Annotated in this window: 15 protein-coding genes; 1 reads left to right on the forward strand and 14 read right to left on the reverse strand. The window is 43.1% G+C overall.

Translation table 11 applies throughout. The features are described 5' to 3' along the window. From CTER_RS06565 to CTER_RS06590, 6 genes are all read right to left on the reverse strand, one after another. A partial coding sequence (locus CTER_RS06565) for a methyl-accepting chemotaxis protein (protein WP_004624591.1) occupies positions 1-1,657 on the reverse strand: 1,657 nt, incomplete at its 3' end. Positions 1,658-1,928: 271 nt separating this feature from the next. Further along, positions 1,929-2,855, reverse strand: a complete 927-nt coding sequence (locus tag CTER_RS06570) for a M56 family metallopeptidase (protein ID WP_004624644.1) — start codon at positions 2,853-2,855, stop codon at positions 1,929-1,931. A 4-nt stretch (positions 2,856-2,859) separates the two neighbouring features. Then, positions 2,860-3,225 (reverse strand): BlaI/MecI/CopY family transcriptional regulator, encoded by a 366-nt coding sequence (locus CTER_RS06575; RefSeq protein ID WP_004624540.1) that lies wholly within the window; start codon positions 3,223-3,225, stop codon positions 2,860-2,862. Positions 3,226-3,408: 183 nt separating this feature from the next. Continuing rightward, positions 3,409-4,221 carry a rhamnulose-1-phosphate aldolase gene (gene rhaD, locus CTER_RS06580; protein WP_004624692.1) on the reverse strand — a complete coding sequence of 271 codons (813 nt, stop codon included), beginning with the start codon at positions 4,219-4,221 and terminating at the stop codon, positions 3,409-3,411. A gap of 121 nt (positions 4,222-4,342) precedes the next feature. Next, positions 4,343-5,599, reverse strand: coding sequence for an L-rhamnose isomerase (gene rhaA, locus CTER_RS06585; protein ID WP_040760493.1), 1,257 nt, complete (start codon positions 5,597-5,599; stop codon positions 4,343-4,345). Positions 5,600-5,699: 100 nt separating this feature from the next. Beyond that, positions 5,700-7,166, reverse strand: coding sequence for a rhamnulokinase (locus CTER_RS06590; RefSeq protein WP_004624698.1), 1,467 nt, complete (start codon positions 7,164-7,166; stop codon positions 5,700-5,702). Between the two features lie 220 nt (positions 7,167-7,386). Here CTER_RS06590 and CTER_RS06595 point away from each other — a divergent pair, with 220 nt between their 5' ends. Next, a complete protein-coding gene (locus tag CTER_RS06595; RefSeq protein WP_004624577.1) occupies positions 7,387-8,151 on the forward strand; it encodes a DeoR/GlpR family DNA-binding transcription regulator in 765 nt (254 codons plus the stop codon). Positions 8,152-8,342: 191 nt separating this feature from the next. Here the strand turns inward: CTER_RS06595 and CTER_RS06600 are convergent, their stop codons facing one another. The 8 genes from CTER_RS06600 to CTER_RS06635 form a co-directional block, all read right to left on the reverse strand. Continuing rightward, entirely contained in the window at positions 8,343-9,035 is a 693-nt protein-coding gene (locus CTER_RS06600) for a GTP pyrophosphokinase (protein WP_004624606.1), read from the reverse strand. Positions 9,036-9,504: 469 nt separating this feature from the next. After that, a complete protein-coding gene (locus CTER_RS06605; RefSeq protein ID WP_004624677.1) occupies positions 9,505-9,738 on the reverse strand; it encodes a zinc ribbon domain-containing protein in 234 nt (77 codons plus the stop codon). A gap of 195 nt (positions 9,739-9,933) precedes the next feature. Beyond that, the gene (locus tag CTER_RS06610; RefSeq protein ID WP_004624597.1) at positions 9,934-10,245 is read right to left on the reverse strand and encodes a carboxymuconolactone decarboxylase family protein; all 312 of its coding nucleotides are present in this window, start codon (positions 10,243-10,245) and stop codon (positions 9,934-9,936) included. Between the two features lie 51 nt (positions 10,246-10,296). Beyond that, positions 10,297-10,929, reverse strand: coding sequence for a TetR/AcrR family transcriptional regulator (locus CTER_RS06615; protein ID WP_051066544.1), 633 nt, complete (start codon positions 10,927-10,929; stop codon positions 10,297-10,299). A 222-nt stretch (positions 10,930-11,151) separates the two neighbouring features. Beyond that, positions 11,152-11,946, reverse strand: coding sequence for a polysaccharide deacetylase family protein (locus tag CTER_RS06620; RefSeq protein WP_004624594.1), 795 nt, complete (start codon positions 11,944-11,946; stop codon positions 11,152-11,154). A 99-nt stretch (positions 11,947-12,045) separates the two neighbouring features. After that, positions 12,046-12,903, reverse strand: coding sequence for a carbohydrate ABC transporter permease (locus CTER_RS06625; protein ID WP_004624628.1), 858 nt, complete (start codon positions 12,901-12,903; stop codon positions 12,046-12,048). Between the two features lie 15 nt (positions 12,904-12,918). After that, positions 12,919-13,803: a carbohydrate ABC transporter permease gene (locus CTER_RS06630; RefSeq protein ID WP_004624615.1), complete on the reverse strand. Its 885-nt coding sequence runs from the start codon at positions 13,801-13,803 to the stop codon at positions 12,919-12,921. Between the two features lie 84 nt (positions 13,804-13,887). Further along, entirely contained in the window at positions 13,888-15,222 is a 1,335-nt protein-coding gene (locus CTER_RS06635) for an extracellular solute-binding protein (protein WP_004624632.1), read from the reverse strand. Positions 15,223-15,397: the final 175 nt, after the last annotated feature.

A 15,397-nucleotide genomic window follows, 5' to 3' on the forward strand; every position in this document is an offset into this window, starting at 1 on the left:
AAACCTTATCTGTGGTCTCACTGACCTGCTTTGATTTAACATTTAAATCCTTTATTGTTCTTGATGCATTTTCATTGAGGTCGTTTATCTTGTTTGCAATGGAAATTACCTGTGATACGTCATCGCCAACATACATGATACCTTCTGACAGTTTGTCCATATGACTTACGCTGTCATTTATTTCATTAGCCTGATCGGTCGCACCCTTGGCTATCTGCTCGACAGTAACAGAAACCTGTTCAGAAGAAGTATACGCAGCTTCCGAGGCAGCTGCAATCTTGGTTGCCGCACCGACAACATCCATCGAGGTTCTTCTCACCTGTGATACAAGTGCATTGATGTTGGAAAGCATGTCATTATAATTTCTGCAAACTTCTCCTATTTCGTCACCTTCTCCATCGGCAATCTGACTTGTCAAATCTCCGTCTTTGGCCTTCTTCATTGTAAGAACAAGCTTATTTAAAGGAGCTGAAACGCTTCTTGCTATCACAGTGCACATCACCAGGGCAAATAAAAGACACAGAATACCAATAATAATTATACTGTTTTTTAAACTATTTGCCTCGCTGTTCAAATATTTATACGGGACTACCGAAATCAAATACCAGTCTTTTCCTTCTGCAATCTGTGAGTAGGAAACAAGGCTCGGTTCCTTATTAACGTTCATTTCTATATTGCCGGATTTCTTTTCATCAAATTTCAACTTCAGATTGGCTTTCTTTTCCATACTCTTTGAAACTTCAGCTGCAATGGCCTTTGTGGGTTCATTGTTATTACTCAAAGGATAATCTTCCAGATCCCTTGAAGATATTATTGTGCCCTTGGAGTCTATAATAAAAATTGGAAAAGCTTTGCCGGTTTTTTCATCTTTTCCTATGTCCAGATTTGTAAATGAAGTTGACAGGAAATTGGCCTTTGGAATAACAATCATTTTAGCAGCAGTACTTCCGCTGGTCAGAGAATTTATATCCTTTCTGACACCAAGAAGTTTCTGCTCTTTTCCTCCAATTGTGACAGTGAAATCCGCCCATTCAAGCTTTTTTAAATTTGCTTTGGCCACTTCTTCGGTGTTCAGTGTCAGAGAAGCCGCATTATACACTTCGGCCTGGGCAAAATCATCTCCATGGAGAAGTGCCGCATAGTGGATATCTTTTGTTGTTGCAAATTTGTTTGTAAGAAAATCAGATATTTTTCTTGACTGCATAAGCTTTTCATAGTCATCTGCCGCCTGCACCGATGATATGGCTTCCTGTATGGTTGTAGAAAGCCCTACATCATATATGTAATTTTCCACCCGGGTTATTTCATTGCTCAAAACAACGCTTGTCTGGCCTGTAACCTGCAGTGAATAGGTTTTGACTTTTTTATCTATAGTTGTCGTTGAGCTGCTGTAAGAAAATATTCCGGTAATCAGTAACATAACTACCAATAATATTACAAATGATGCAATAAGTCTTGTTTGAATCCTAAATTTTCTTAAGAGAAAAGATTTACCTGAAGACCCTTGAATATTTGATATGTTTGTATTACCAAAACTAGTAATATTTCCAGCACTACCGATTTTGTCTTTAAGTACCTTTTTTACCACAGATGAAGCAGATGTTGCAATTGTTTCTAAGAATGCCTTGATCTTTGTTACGACCGGCTGAATATTCATAAAAACTCTCCTCACAATACCTTTGAATTTAGTTATTCGACACTATTCTCTATATATCTTTATAATACTTCACCATGCTCATTTAAGCAAGCAGTTTTTAACTTGCAACTGCCTAAAAATCGACCCATTTTTTGTTTAAATTTACACTAAAAAACTCCATTTATACAACAATTTTGTTTCCATCAAATGACATAAAATCCACCTATGGAAATTATTAACGCCTGTTTAGAGATTTAACTTTTTCATGCTCATTTGTAAATATTTATTAATATTACCTGGCAGGATTTGTGAGTAAAATAATTGAAGCTGCAGCTAAAAATATTACCGTTACAGCCAGTGCAAATACCGATATTTTTTTGTAATTAAGGATATTGATTACTCTGTCCCTTACATTCGTCTTACCAAAAGCAGCCTGTATAAGGTAGTCCTGACCGGTACCCACACCCAGTAAAGTTCCGGCATACGCTTTTCTCTCCGGCCCCGTCAGCCCTCTGACGGCACTTATATCACAGGAAAGCTCCATGTCGTCAATAAAAAGTCTGAGAAACACCCAGGCCAGAGGATTGAACCAATGCAGACAGGCTGCAGTTACAGCGATTAACCTTACCAGATTGTCGTGCCTCTTTATATGTACGTTTTCATGCAGCAGAATAAACTTCAGGCCTGATTTCTCAAGATATTGCTCCGGAATGAGAATCCTCTGCCTTAAAAAGCCGTGCACCAGAGGAGAGTCCACCATCCTGCCTGTAAATATATTGCCTGATACAGGGATTGCGGTCCTGAATCTTTTATCTGCCATAAAGCATATTACTGCCGCGGCCGAAATGGCAAGAACAGCTCCGGCTATCCATATGAACGCAGCCGTTCCGAATATGCTTTCCAGCAGTTTTGTTTTGTAGGTCACGGGGAAATATGATCCGGCTGCACCGATTGTGTTAGTCATACTCAGGCTTATGGCCTGTTCCTCCGTTCCGGGGACCGTGACCACTCTTTTGACAAAGGAACCCGCAAAATTCAAAAGACTGACCCTGCTCGACACCGAAAAGGGGATAAGGAGTCTCAGCAATACCAGTGACCAGAGGTAATAAATCCCCGCCCCCGGAATCAGTTTAAGCTTCCTGAGCATTATTATCAGCAATCCGATTACCGATGCCGTTATGCTCATATTCAGCACCGAATAAAAAACAGTGTTCAGCATGGCATCACTCACCGCTTTTCTCTATTATACGTTTGAGTTCTTCTATCTCTTCCCTGCTCAGTTCTTCCCCTGCAATAAAGGACGAAAAGAACAATTTTTTTGATCCCTTGTACAATTTGTTGATCAGGTTTGAAGTTTCGTCAAACTGTACCTGTTCCCTGGTTATCAGGGCGGTACATAAAAAATTTGGTTCGTCCCGTTTGACGGCTTTTTTCTCAACAAGTTTTTTTATTATGGTGTAGGTGGTGTTCTTATTCCAGCCGATCTTCCCCCCGGCCAGCAGTGTAAGCTCTTTGGCCGTAGCGGGGCCACTGTCCCATAATAGCTCCATTATCTTTATCTCACTGTCAAAAAGCTTTATTTGTTCCATATGGTAAACCTCCATCCGGTATGCACAACCGCAGACCTGTCCAGGAAACAAGAATGCCGAATAAAATGAATTCTTATTAAAATTAAAAAAAATGCAGACTACTACTATAGTTTATACTATAAAACTACAGTTATAGTCCGCAAATGTCAATAATTTTTTAGGAGAAAAATTTATATCAAGGCACTATTCGAGATAGCCGGCTCTCGGTGTTACACCAAAGGCTCCGGCCAGTACCTTTAAATTATCGTCAGTAATAGTTTGCCTTATGGGCATGTTCATTATTTTTATATATATCTCGGCTGCCTTCTCGACCGTTTCAATAAGCCCGAAGGTTTCATCCAGGTCTCTGCCCGTACCGAATATTCCGTGCATGCCCCATACAACTACTCTGAATTCCTTCATTTTTTGAGCAGTAACCCTGCCTATTTCCTCGTTTCCGCACAGCATCCAGGGCAGTACGCCAACCCCGTCCGGAAATACTACCAAACATTCCGTGCACATCTGCCAGAGGGTTCTGGTAAACGCTCTTTCATCAAGCTCATGTACAAAGGTCATAGCAATTGTGTTGGTTGGATGGCTGTGAATAACAACCCTATGGTTTGGATCGGCCTTCAGACGTTCTATATGTGTCATCAAGTGGGCAGGCAGCTCGCTGGTGGGTCTGCCTCCGTCCTCATAACCCCAGAGCAGGTCCAGGCTTTTGCCGTCCTCTTTGACTTTTATTATTCCGAGGTTTATTCCAGGGGCATCCATGACATTTTTAAAGTATTTTCCCGTCCCGGTAACAACAAAAATTCTGCCTGCCAGAGATGTCCCGTCAAAAGTCATGGGAATATTCCTTATGGCTTTTTTTATGTCCAGATATTCCGCTGCTTCCGCCTCAGGTACTATATAGCTTATGTTGCCTCCATTTCTTTCATCCCAGCCCAGCCTGTAGAGATTTGAGGTCAATTTGCATATTTCTGTTATAAATGGTGCCGTCAATATATCTTTCATTTCAGATCTCTCTTTCCTTTAATTTTATTCCTGTTTCCCAAGTCCCGGTTTTCAATCTCTCTTCTTTAATTTCTGCTTTCCAAGTCCCGGTTTTCAGTCCCTCTTCTTTTATTCCTGTTTTTTAAGTCCTGGTCTTAAGCACTTCATTTTCATATTTTTTTACCTCTGCCAGCCAGCTTTCTCTCACAGGAACGCCCATGGTCTGGCAGTAATAATCCCAAACAGCGCCGAAGGGATAGGTCTTGAGTTCTTCAAGCATTGCCAGTCTGCCGGTATAATCACCGTCAAGCTCCAGCTGCCTGAGTTCTTCGGTAGGCTCCAGCAGTGCCTTCAGCAACGCTTTGATCATATTTCTGCTGCCTATTACCCATGCGGCAATTCTATTGATGCTGCCGTCAAAGAAATCAAGTCCAATGTGAGTGCGCTCATAAAGCTTGCTTCTTACAAGTGACTGGGCAATATGGTTCAGTTCATCGTCCATTATTACAACGTGGTCGCTGTCCCATCTGACCGGACGGCTCACATGCAGGAGCAGCTGATCTGTGAACATTAAAACCGTTGCTATCTTGTCGGATATGACTTCGGTGGGATGGAAATGTCCTGCATCCAGGCAGACAGTCTTGTTATTCCGAACGGCATATCCAAGGCAGAATTCGTTTGAGCCTACCACATAGCTCTCGGTGCCTATGCCGAAAACCTTGCTTTCCACGGCATCAATATTGCAATTGGTATCTATCTCTTCCAGGAACACCTCGTCAAGAGCACTTTTCATGCGCTGCCTCGGTGCTTCCCGGTCAACAGGGATGTCCTTGTAGCCGTCGGGAAACCAGAAATTGGTCACGCAGGTCTGGCCCAGCTCTTTTCCGAAATATTCCCCTATTTTACGGCTTTTTTTGCAATGCCTGATCCAGAAATCCCGTGTCTCCCTATCCGCACTGCTGATGGTAAAACCGCTGTCGGCCCTCGGATGGGAAAAACATGTGGGATTGAAATCGAGACCCAGCCCCTGCTGTTTTGCCCAATTTACCCAGCCTTCAAAATGTCTTGGCTCAAGCTGGTCCAAATCAACTTTTTCGTCTGTGTCGGCATAAATTGCATGAAGGTTAACCTTATGCTTTCCGGGGATAAAGGTCAGAGCCTTTTCAATGTCCTGTCTCAGCTCCTGAACATTTGTGGCTGCACCGGGATAATTTCCCGTTACCTGTATTCCTCCGCTGAGAGCCTGATCCTTGAACAAAAAGCCTGCCACATCATCCCCCTGCCAGCAGTGCAGTGATATTTTAATTTTTTTCAAGACTTCAATAGCCTGGTCGGTGTCCACGCCCAGCCTTGCATAAGCTTTTTTTGCCAGTGCATATGCTTCGTTAATTTCGCTCATGATGATGCCCGTGCCCGGCATTTCGCACAAAACATAATGCTGGAAATGATATGGCACGGTACCTCCTTTACTGATTTTTATAATTTCTTTCAGGATTTCCTCATAAAATTTTTATATAATCCTCGTAAGCCCTTTGCCATTCCTCCTGCTGAACAGGCTTGAATACTTTAATATCGGTTGAATTGCGGATTATTTTTCTGGCCCCGGACAGGTCCTTTATCTCACCCAGAGCAATAAACTGAACTGCAATGTTCCCCATAACAGTAGCCTCCACAGGGCCGGCATGAACATCCCTGCCGCTTGCATTTGCAGTCATTCTGCACAAAAGCGCATCTTTTATCCCTCCGCCTATGATATTTATGGTCTTAAAATGTTTACCGGTAAGCTTTTCAAGATTTTCTACAGTATACCTGTATTTTAGTGCAAGGCTCTGGTAAATGCATCTCATGATTTCCCCGCGGGTTTTGGGCACGTATTGCCCGGTTCTGCCGCAATAATCTTTTATTCTTTCAGGTAAATTGCCCGGGGTCTCAAAATCCGGGGCGTCAGGATCTATATAGCACAGGAAGGGTTCGGCTTCCAGCGCCTCATTTTCCAGTGTATTGAAATCCACATCAAAGCCTTCTCTCTGCCATTGCCTTCTCGACTCCTGAATAAGCCATAAACCCATGATATTTTTGAGAAAACGGATTTTATCATTAAAACCTATTTCATTAGTAAAGTTGGCTTCCATTGATTCCTTGCATATAATTGGTTTGTCACTTTCTATTCCAAGCAGTGACCAGGTTCCGCAGCTGATGTACACAAAATCCCTGCTAACAGCGGGAGCACTCACGACTGCCGATGCGGTATCATGTGTGGGAACTGCAATTACCGGAACTTCCTCACAGGACAGCTCCTGGCACAATTCCTTTGAAAGGATTCCATAAATCTCACCGGGGTATATTGTTTTTGCGAATAAACTCTTTTTTATACCCAGCATTTCGCACACATCAAAACACCAATTTTTAGTCTCGGGGTTGAACAAGCCTGTAGTTGAAGAATTGGTTATTTCGCTCCGCTTTTTCCCGGTCAGGAAGTAAGCCAGCAGATCAGGAATCTGGAGCAGGGTTTCGGCATTTTCCATAATCTCGGGTCGATACTTCGCCAGGTAGGCCAGCTGGAATACAGTATTTATTCTCATATGCTGGATTCCCGTTGCCCCATACAAAATTTCCTTCGGTATGAGTTCAAACACCTGTCCGTCGATTCCCTCAGTCCTTAAATCCCTGTAATGAACCGGATTTCCCAGCATATTGCCCCTTTTGTCCAACAGCGCAAAATCCACGCCCCAGGTGTCAATGCCTATGGCATCAAAGCCCCCTGCACGGACGGCTTTTGCAATGCCCTGCCTGGTTTCATGGTAAAGTCTCAGGATGTCCCAATAAATGGTCTTTCCAACAGTGACGGGCTCATTTGCAAATCTATGAATTTCCTGCATTCTTATGGTTTGTCCGTCGAATTCTCCCAGCATCGCTCTTCCGCTGGAAGCTCCAAAGTCGAATGCCAGAACTCTCCTATTGCTCATCCCGGCCCTCCTTTATAATTATTTATATTGAATAGTGTCAACTAGATAACTATCTTTTATTACGATTCAATTATAGTATACGTGTTTATTTGCGTCTATATTTGCTCATTATGTTGATATTAAATCATTGTTTTGCTAAAATTTAATCATACACAGTCACAAATAAGCATCCATGAATAATAATTTGACAAAATACTTTAGGAGATGATAAATACAAGCCATGTTTGAAGAGGAGCGCCACAATAAAATCTTAAATATGATAAATTCTAAAAAAAGTGTCAAGGTCCACGAATTAAGTGAAGCGCTGTATGTCAGCACCGCAACTGTAAGGCGTGACCTGGCCAAAATGGAAAAAGCAGGTGTGATAAAGCGTTCCCATGGCGGTGCCGTACTTGTTGACAGTTCAAGTGCCGAGTCTGCCATATCGGTGCGGGAACTGGAAAACATAAAGGAGAAAAAGAAAATAGCCGGGCTTGCCATAAGCTTTATCAGCTCCAACTCGGTTATCTTCATGGACTCCAGCAGCACCGCCGGCATGGTCATTCCCTACCTTTCACAGTTCAAATACCTTACGGTCATTACAAACGGACTTAAGAACGCTCTGCTTCTCTCAGAAAAAACAGATGCTAAAATCTATATGCCCGGAGGAATTGTCAGTACCCGTTCAAACTCTCTCCTTGGAAGCGATACACTTGACTATCTGTCAAACCTGAACGCCGGACTTGCCATCTTCTCCTGCAGCGGACTGACTCCCAACAACGGTGTAACCGACGCCTCCTTCGAACAGTCCAAACTCAAAAGGGCACTCATCAGGAACTCCAAAGTCCGCGTGCTCCTGTGCGACAGCAGCAAGTTCGGCGGCATCTACATGTGCCGGACCTGTGGCTTTGAGGAACTGGACTATATTCTCACAGACAAAAAGCCACAGACCGGATTTATGGAAGCAGCGGCAAAACATGGCTGCGAAATACTCTGGCCGCAGTAGAGACAGCAGAGTATTTACGGCCGCTCTCCCGAAATAGTTTCAAAATGCTCAACAGCAGCCGGCGATGCGGCTGTTGAGCATAAAAAGGGGCTGCTGCCCGATGATGAATAAATCCATCCACCGGACAGCAGCCCCTGCGTATCTATATTAAGCCTGCATAAAGCCTGCAGGTCATTCGCTTTTATTTATGGTCAATCGGCATTGTCGTTGAACTGCTCAATGGTTTTATAAATTCTTTGCATCCTGAGATCGGTATCTGCGATGGTATCGGCGCACTCCTGCAATTCCCTCACCACTGAAGGCGGAATGGCATCTATGGTTTTGTACTTCAGCTGATGCTCCAGACTGGCCCAGAAATCCATTGCCATTGTTCGTATCTGAATTTCAACAGGCACCCATTCCTTTCCGTCCGAGAAAAACACAGGTACCTTTACAACCAGGTGCAGACTTCTGTATCCGTTGGGCTTGGGATTCTTTATATAGTCGGTTTCCCTGATCAGCTCTATATCGTCCTGCTGCGTAAGCATCTTTGCTATCATGTATATATCTTCAATGTAGTAGCAGACAACTCTTATACCTGCTATATCATGCAGATTGGCTTTTGCCGATTCCATACTTATCTCAAGTTCTTTTCTGTTCAACTTTTCAAAAATACTTTTAATGGACTTGATTCTGCTTTGCATATGATGTATAGGATTTCTTTTATGAATAAACTGAAACTCATCATCGAGTATTTCAAGCTTTGTGCTTATTTCCCGTGTTGCCGATTGATATAAATGCTGCATCTCAAGGAAACTTGCCTTCAATACTTCTACATCATCACAAAACAGCATTTGTTCCAGACCGTTCAGAGAAGTTATAGCAGTAGTTCTTTTCATCATCATTATTTATAGGACTCCCTTTCGCGATATGGTATCGCTATCCGCTATTTTTGTATCAAGTCAGTCGGATTCACCGGCTTGCATAATATTTACAAACAACTCTTACACTATATTATAACGATGCATTTTTAAATAAGTATGAAATATTTGTGAATTTTAATTAACAAAATTGTGTTGGCCGGTTAGTTGATTGATCAACTTTGCGGATGAAAAATTCCTGCTGATTCGAGTGGTACTTACGCACTAACTTCATGAAATAAGGCTACACCCAAAGCAATTGCGAAAATTGTATCGCCTCATTTAAAGCGGCTTTGCCGTCGCCGGCAATTTTTCACAATTGTTTTTAACCGTGCATCTTATTTCATGAAGTTGTCCTCGCGTACCACTCGAATCAGAATATCTGTTATACTCCAAAGTTGAAAGTCATTTCAGCCTGTACAGCGAGTTAACTTGTTTACAATTCACTGTAATCTTACGACCAGGCAGGCAGCTTGGCCATCATTGCCTTTGCAGCGGCTCTGGCTGCCTGTTTGTCCAGTCCCTGGGTCCTCACAATAAAATCAGTCATGCCCTCAAGTTTCTCATCATAGGACTGCATTGACCCGTCAGGCCTTGCACAGAATTTGCAGTAATCCTTTCCGGTATCTCCCATGGCATAGTCTGACGCATCTTCCATCGGCATTCCGCATGCTATACATATTTTCATATTAGCCTCCATGAGCCACATTTGTGGCCGCAAAATATTATATAAGTAAATTATCCTTTATCGCAATGTGGCGAATAAAGGAGGTTAATGGCCATGTACGCTTTCAAAGTATTTGATAAATACTTTGAATATTTCGCACGGCTATAAATTATTGATAAGATTTTCTTCATTCATAAGCTGAAGCTGTGAGGCAGCTCAGCAGTTGTCATAGGCACTCAAAGCTCCCTGCAGGCAGGTTACGACTCCCTTTATACCCGAAACTGTCAGTGTCAGCAATATGGTATCCTTCAATTCTTCCCTGGTGGCTCCTGCCTGCTTTGCCATAGGCGTATGGGCAATCACCGCCCCGGCGTCACCCTGGGAGGCTTTCATTCCAATATAGATCAGCTGCTGTGTCCTGGCATCCAATCCCCCTGTTGAGGACAATGCTCCAATAAGGTTATTAAACGCGGCAGCCACCTCCGGTGCCTCATTTTGAAAAACTTCCATGGGATTCTTTATTTCCATGTTCTCTCCTTTCCGGCCTGAAACACAGTCGGTTCCAGCCTTAAATAATAATTATCCGCTTGTTCGGGTAATCAAATCCATATAATATTGCACCAGTTCCTGACCGCAGCGCTGCAGCACTGATCCCCCGGGGGAAAACAGGTCATTATTGGTCAAATAGTGGTGGAGCAAACCTATCCATCCGTTAAACACCAGGTGTACCGGAAGGTTTTTGACCCTGCCCTCACTGATATCACGCTCCAGAGCCTGGCTTATATGAAAGGATATGGCCGACTGGATCAGTACAAATGTATTCCTTGCTCCGGGCGGCAGCAGCCTGTACTCGGTTACCAGCCTTGTATAAAAGTTTTCATATTCCTCCAGCCCCTGTATGTGAGCCTCCAGCACCTCTTTCATCCCGTTTTTCCCTCCGGCCAGCTCATGAAGTCTCAGATTGATTCTGTTTCCGAATTCATCTATCACAGCTACCAGCAGTTCCTCCTGGGTTTTAAAATGGGCAAATATGGTCCCGTGGGAAACTCCGGCTTCTTTTGAAATAGAAGCGGTGGTTGTTGTGGTGAAACCCTTCAGAGCAAAAAGCTTTAATGCCGTCTCAACAATAAGCCGTCTTGTGGCATTTTTCTGTTTTTGCCGTTGATTCTCCCTTTGAGGGTTGATATTATCCTTCAAATTTATGGCTGACATCTGTCTCCCCGTTTCAGCAATATTTTTCATTAAGTAATAACTCAATGAGTATATACTCATTATATTTACCACTGCGACAATTGTCAAGACATAAAAAAATTCATGCATTGTCAATTTGATCACGAATGATACAAAATATAATGCATGAATTAATTTATGTCGGTTTTATGTTTAGCCACAGATGTAAAGGCTTTACTTGTGCCTTCCTGGTGATAATGCGGTCTATAATTCCAAAGTCTGACCGGGTTTTAACTCCGATATCTTATTATCCCGGCCCAGCCACACTGTTATTGCAGTAGGATTGTAAACCAGGGTTTCGTCCACATTGACCACCAGACTTCTCAGTGCTGTTATGTAGTCTTTTATCTCAATGTTTGCAGCATACCAGACATTATCATCTCCTGATGCTTCAGAACAGAAATTTTCGATCATATCCCAATTGTTTTGCCTGTCAAATTCATAGCTGTGTCCCCATATGTAAAACAGGGGCATACTGAGCCAGGCAGGCTGATTCTTGAACTTTTCCAGCTTTTCCGGAAGATTGTCGTTGTGGTGGCAGGTAGGATGCCATTGCAGGAAATCAGCCGGCACGTTAAACCCGTTTGTGGCATTAACTGTTCTAGAGTACTCAATCCCTGTCAATTCCAGAGTTTTAAGTGTCCTGTCGTCATATACGCCAAAGGGATACGACATCCCCCTCATGGTATAGCCTGTGAGTCTTTCAAGATTGCGCCTGTCTTCCCATATCTCCTGGGTGAGCTGTCCCTGGGATATCTGGGTGAAATAAGGATGGGTAACGCTGTGGCAGGACACTTCATGCCCCGCATAAAGTTCCTTTACTTCCTCCTGCGTAACATAGCCGTCTTTTCCGAGAGTACCTGAATTCAAATGAAATGTACCCTTCATATTATATTTATTGAATATTTCAACCAATCTGCGGTCAAATATCTGGCCGTCGTCGTAGCTTAAGGTCAGAGCCTTGCTCTTTCCACCGGGGTAATAGGTTTTGAAGCTCATTTTCGGTTCCTTTCTCAATACCATAAAGTATTAGTTAAATGTTGGATTTCTTGATACATTTTTATAATAAGTCGGGTAATACCGGTAGTCAAGCACCAATTAACCCTTTACAGCTCCTGCAACCAGACTTTTTTGCACCTGCTTGTTCAGGAGAAGGTAAATGAGCAGTGTCGGAAGGGTTGCCACCACAAGCGCCGCACCTATTGGCCCCCAGGAGGTCTGATACTGTCCCGACATGGACTGGATACCCACGGTCAGTGTTTTTGCGGAATCTTCGCTTATGAATACAACTGCAAACATCAATTCATTCCAGGCTTGAAGGAAGGTAAATATTGCCACTGTTGCAACAGCAGGGCGCAGCAGCGGAAGAATAACGGTCAAAAAGGTCCTGTAAATGCTGCAGCCGTCTATGCAGGCCGCTTCTTCCAGTTCCCTGGGTATGGTGTCCAGAAAACCGGTTATTATCATTATGGCCATGGGGATTGCAAAAGCCGTATAAGGGATAATAAGTGACCAAACCGTATTTTTAATTGCCCCCACCGTCCTCATCATAAGAAAAATGGGCAGCAGTGCCGAGTGTATGGGAATCATCATTCCCAGCAGCATAATTGACATGGAAACCTTCTGAAATTTCCACTTCATTCTTATCAAAGCATATGCCGACATAGTAGCTACTATTGTTGTAAATATTATAGTCATACCGGTAACAAAAGTGCTGTTTAATAAATATGTACCCACCTTACCGTTCATAAATGCCGTAGCATAATTTTTCCAGAGAAAGTGATTCGGAAGTCCTGCCACATTTCCTCCGAATATTTCGGAATTATCCTTTAAGGAAAAACAGACAAGCCAGTATATGGGGAAAAGTGAAGCTATGGTCCACAGTCCCAGAATCAGATAAATAACAGACTTTGCTATATAATCCAGCGGAGTTTTTTGGCTTTTTAGTGATTTCATCGTATACTCCTCCAATCAGTTTACTTGAATTTTTCCGAACAGTTTGTTAATCAAGGCCGTAAAGAGCAGGCATTCCGCAATGATAAACACCGCCATGGCACTTCCGTAACCGTATTGGTTGCTCATAAATATGGTTTTGACCATCAGTGTGCTGGGCACTTCGGTTGTTCCGGCAGGGCCTCCGTTTGTCAGCACGTAAATAAGGTCAAAAACTTTTAGCGATCCGACGGCCGAAAAGGTTACACTTACTTTCAGCATGGGTGAGATCAGGGGTAAGGTTATTCGAAAGGTTGTTGACAGCTCACCCGACCCGTCGATTTTAGCCGCTTCGTATATATCCGGAGACACTGACTTGATGGCCGCATACATAAGCAGCATGTGATATCCGACATATTGCCACAAAATTGGCACAAATGAAGAGAAAAGTGCTGTTTTTGGATCACCCAGCCACTTCTGGGTTAAACCGCCCAGCCCCATATTATTCAAGACCACATTCAGCAGGCCGTATTCCGGGTGGTATATTTTCATCCACAACTGTCCTATTACAACAGTGGATATGATGACAGGAACAAAGTATGCTCCTCTGAAAAATCCTTCCCCTTTTACTCCCCTTGCAAGCAGTAAGGCAAAGAACAGCGAAATGGGAAGCTGTATAAACACCGACACCGCTAAAAAAATAAAAGAATTGCGGACCGACAGGGGAAATCCGTCGACATTGTGCACAAACAGCTTCTTGAAATTCTCAAGGCCTGTGAATACCGACCTGCCGATCCCGTCCCAATTCTGTGTGCTATAGTATGCAGACATTATTACAGGTGCTGCGATTATTGCAAGAAAAAAAAGTATTCCCGGCAGCATAAATATAAAAATCGCTTTTTTGTCTGAGAAAACTCTATCCATAAACTTATCTCCGTTTCTGAAAAAGGAGTTGGAATAAGTTATCCCAACTCCTTTCAAATTATGATGTCCCGCAGTGCGTATGCATTACTTCTTTGTGTTCATTGTCTGCAAATCCTTGACAAACTGTTCAGGTGTTATTCTCTTTGCAAAAAGTTCTGCGGATTTGTTCATGTACAATTGTGAATCATCACCTTCAAGCAGGGTATTCCACCAGAGGGTATATGTCTTTGAGTCCTGGGTCAGTTTGACAAGTTCCTTGGTCAAAGGATCGATTTTGGATTCGTCAACAGATACCTTCCAGGTTGGAAGTCCGGCACCTGCAAGGTAAACTTCCTTTGCAAAATTCTCAGATATGTATTTTATAGCTTTAACAGACTCGTCCTTGAATTTTGTATTTGCATTTACAACAAATATTTCGGACACACCGCCTGTAAAGTCGTTTATATCGCTCTTGTCGCTCAATTTCGGGAATTTGATGATCTGTATCTTGTCCTTTATCTTGCTGTCAGGCCTCATAATGTTGCCTATAGTCCAGCTTCCGTTAAAGTACATTGGTATTTTTCCTTCATAGAAAGGCACTTCCGATTCGTCTCTGGTAACCCCCTGAGCTCCATCTGTGAATGCACCCATGTCAATAAGCTCCTGTAACTTTCTCGCACCTTCAATAATATCGGGCTCCTCAAAGGAACCGGTCTTTGTCAAAGCTTTATAGCAGGCATCATATCCCGCCTGTCTGGTTTCCAGAATATCCAGGTACATATCGATGCACCACGTATCCTTGGCCCCGACTGCCATGGGGGTAATTCCCTTTCCACGGAAGGCCTTGACGGCTGCGGTAAGGTCCTCATAGGTTTCAGGGATCTTAACATTGTTCTGTGCAAAAAGCTCTTTGTTGATAAAGAAGGTGCCAACCGACATGGAGTGTGCCAACCCATATATTTTTCCGTCAAAAGTCATATTCGACAGAGTGCCGGTAAGCTGTCTGCTTCTGGTTTCATCATCCAGATAATCGTTCAGCGGAAGCAGCTTTCCCGCATCTACAAAGCTTTTCATGTATCCGCCGCTCCAGTAGAAGAATATGTCCGGAGCTTCATTGGCCGCTACGGCTGCTCTTATCTTTGTTTTATAGGTTTCATTTTCGGTAGCGTCAACCTTTAATTTAATATCAGGATTAGCCGTCTGAAAATCCGCCAGAACTTTTTCGAAAGGAGCTTTGCTTGACTCGGAATCTGCCGCCCAGATATGCCATAACGATAAAGTAACAGATTCTTTTTGAACCAATGCTTCACTGCTGCCCGCTTTGGAGTCTGAAACCGTGCTGTTGTCACTGCTCGCAGCTGAACCGCCGCAGGCTGCGATACTGAGGAGCATTGCCGCCGCCAGAATTAAGCCAGGTATTCTTTTTGCAATCTTACTCATCTTTAATTTCCTCCTTTTTGGCCATAGACCTCTTGTTAGCTTAATTATAATTCCCGGCCCGGCTTCTATGAACGTAGGTTTTTGACTTATAATCAGTAATATTTTTACCATGTCAGATCAAGTTGGAAGATAAAATAAATGTTATTTACGTGAAAGATATTGTTCCAGCACTCCC

The sequence above is a fragment of the Ruminiclostridium cellobioparum subsp. termitidis CT1112 genome (assembly GCF_000350485.1).
Taxonomy (GTDB): domain Bacteria; phylum Bacillota; class Clostridia; order Acetivibrionales; family DSM-1351; genus Ruminiclostridium; species Ruminiclostridium termitidis.

What these genes read in the sequence shown, in the direction of transcription:
- CTER_RS06630 (WP_004624615.1), bottom strand. Translation starts at nt 13,803, where the DNA reads ATGGATAGAGTTTTCTCAGACAAAAAAGCGATTTTTATATTTATGCTG.
- CTER_RS06625 (WP_004624628.1), bottom strand. Translation starts at nt 12,903, where the DNA reads ATGAAATCACTAAAAAGCCAAAAAACTCCGCTGGATTATATAGCAAAG.
- CTER_RS06610 (WP_004624597.1), bottom strand. Translation starts at nt 10,245, where the DNA reads ATGGAAATAAAGAATCCCATGGAAGTTTTTCAAAATGAGGCACCGGAG.
- CTER_RS06615 (WP_051066544.1), bottom strand. Translation starts at nt 10,929, where the DNA reads ATGTCAGCCATAAATTTGAAGGATAATATCAACCCTCAAAGGGAGAAT.
- CTER_RS06570 (WP_004624644.1), bottom strand. Translation starts at nt 2,855, where the DNA reads ATGCTGAACACTGTTTTTTATTCGGTGCTGAATATGAGCATAACGGCA.
- CTER_RS06605 (WP_004624677.1), bottom strand. Translation starts at nt 9,738, where the DNA reads ATGAAAATATGTATAGCATGCGGAATGCCGATGGAAGATGCGTCAGAC.
- CTER_RS06620 (WP_004624594.1), bottom strand. Translation starts at nt 11,946, where the DNA reads ATGAGCTTCAAAACCTATTACCCCGGTGGAAAGAGCAAGGCTCTGACC.
- CTER_RS06595 (WP_004624577.1), top strand. Translation starts at nt 7,387, where the DNA reads ATGTTTGAAGAGGAGCGCCACAATAAAATCTTAAATATGATAAATTCT.
- CTER_RS06590 (WP_004624698.1), bottom strand. Translation starts at nt 7,166, where the DNA reads ATGAGCAATAGGAGAGTTCTGGCATTCGACTTTGGAGCTTCCAGCGGA.
- rhaD (WP_004624692.1), bottom strand. Translation starts at nt 4,221, where the DNA reads ATGAAAGATATATTGACGGCACCATTTATAACAGAAATATGCAAATTG.
- CTER_RS06575 (WP_004624540.1), bottom strand. Translation starts at nt 3,225, where the DNA reads ATGGAACAAATAAAGCTTTTTGACAGTGAGATAAAGATAATGGAGCTA.
- CTER_RS06600 (WP_004624606.1), bottom strand. Translation starts at nt 9,035, where the DNA reads ATGATGATGAAAAGAACTACTGCTATAACTTCTCTGAACGGTCTGGAA.
- CTER_RS06635 (WP_004624632.1), bottom strand. Translation starts at nt 15,222, where the DNA reads ATGAGTAAGATTGCAAAAAGAATACCTGGCTTAATTCTGGCGGCGGCA.
- rhaA (WP_040760493.1), bottom strand. Translation starts at nt 5,599, where the DNA reads ATGAGCGAAATTAACGAAGCATATGCACTGGCAAAAAAAGCTTATGCA.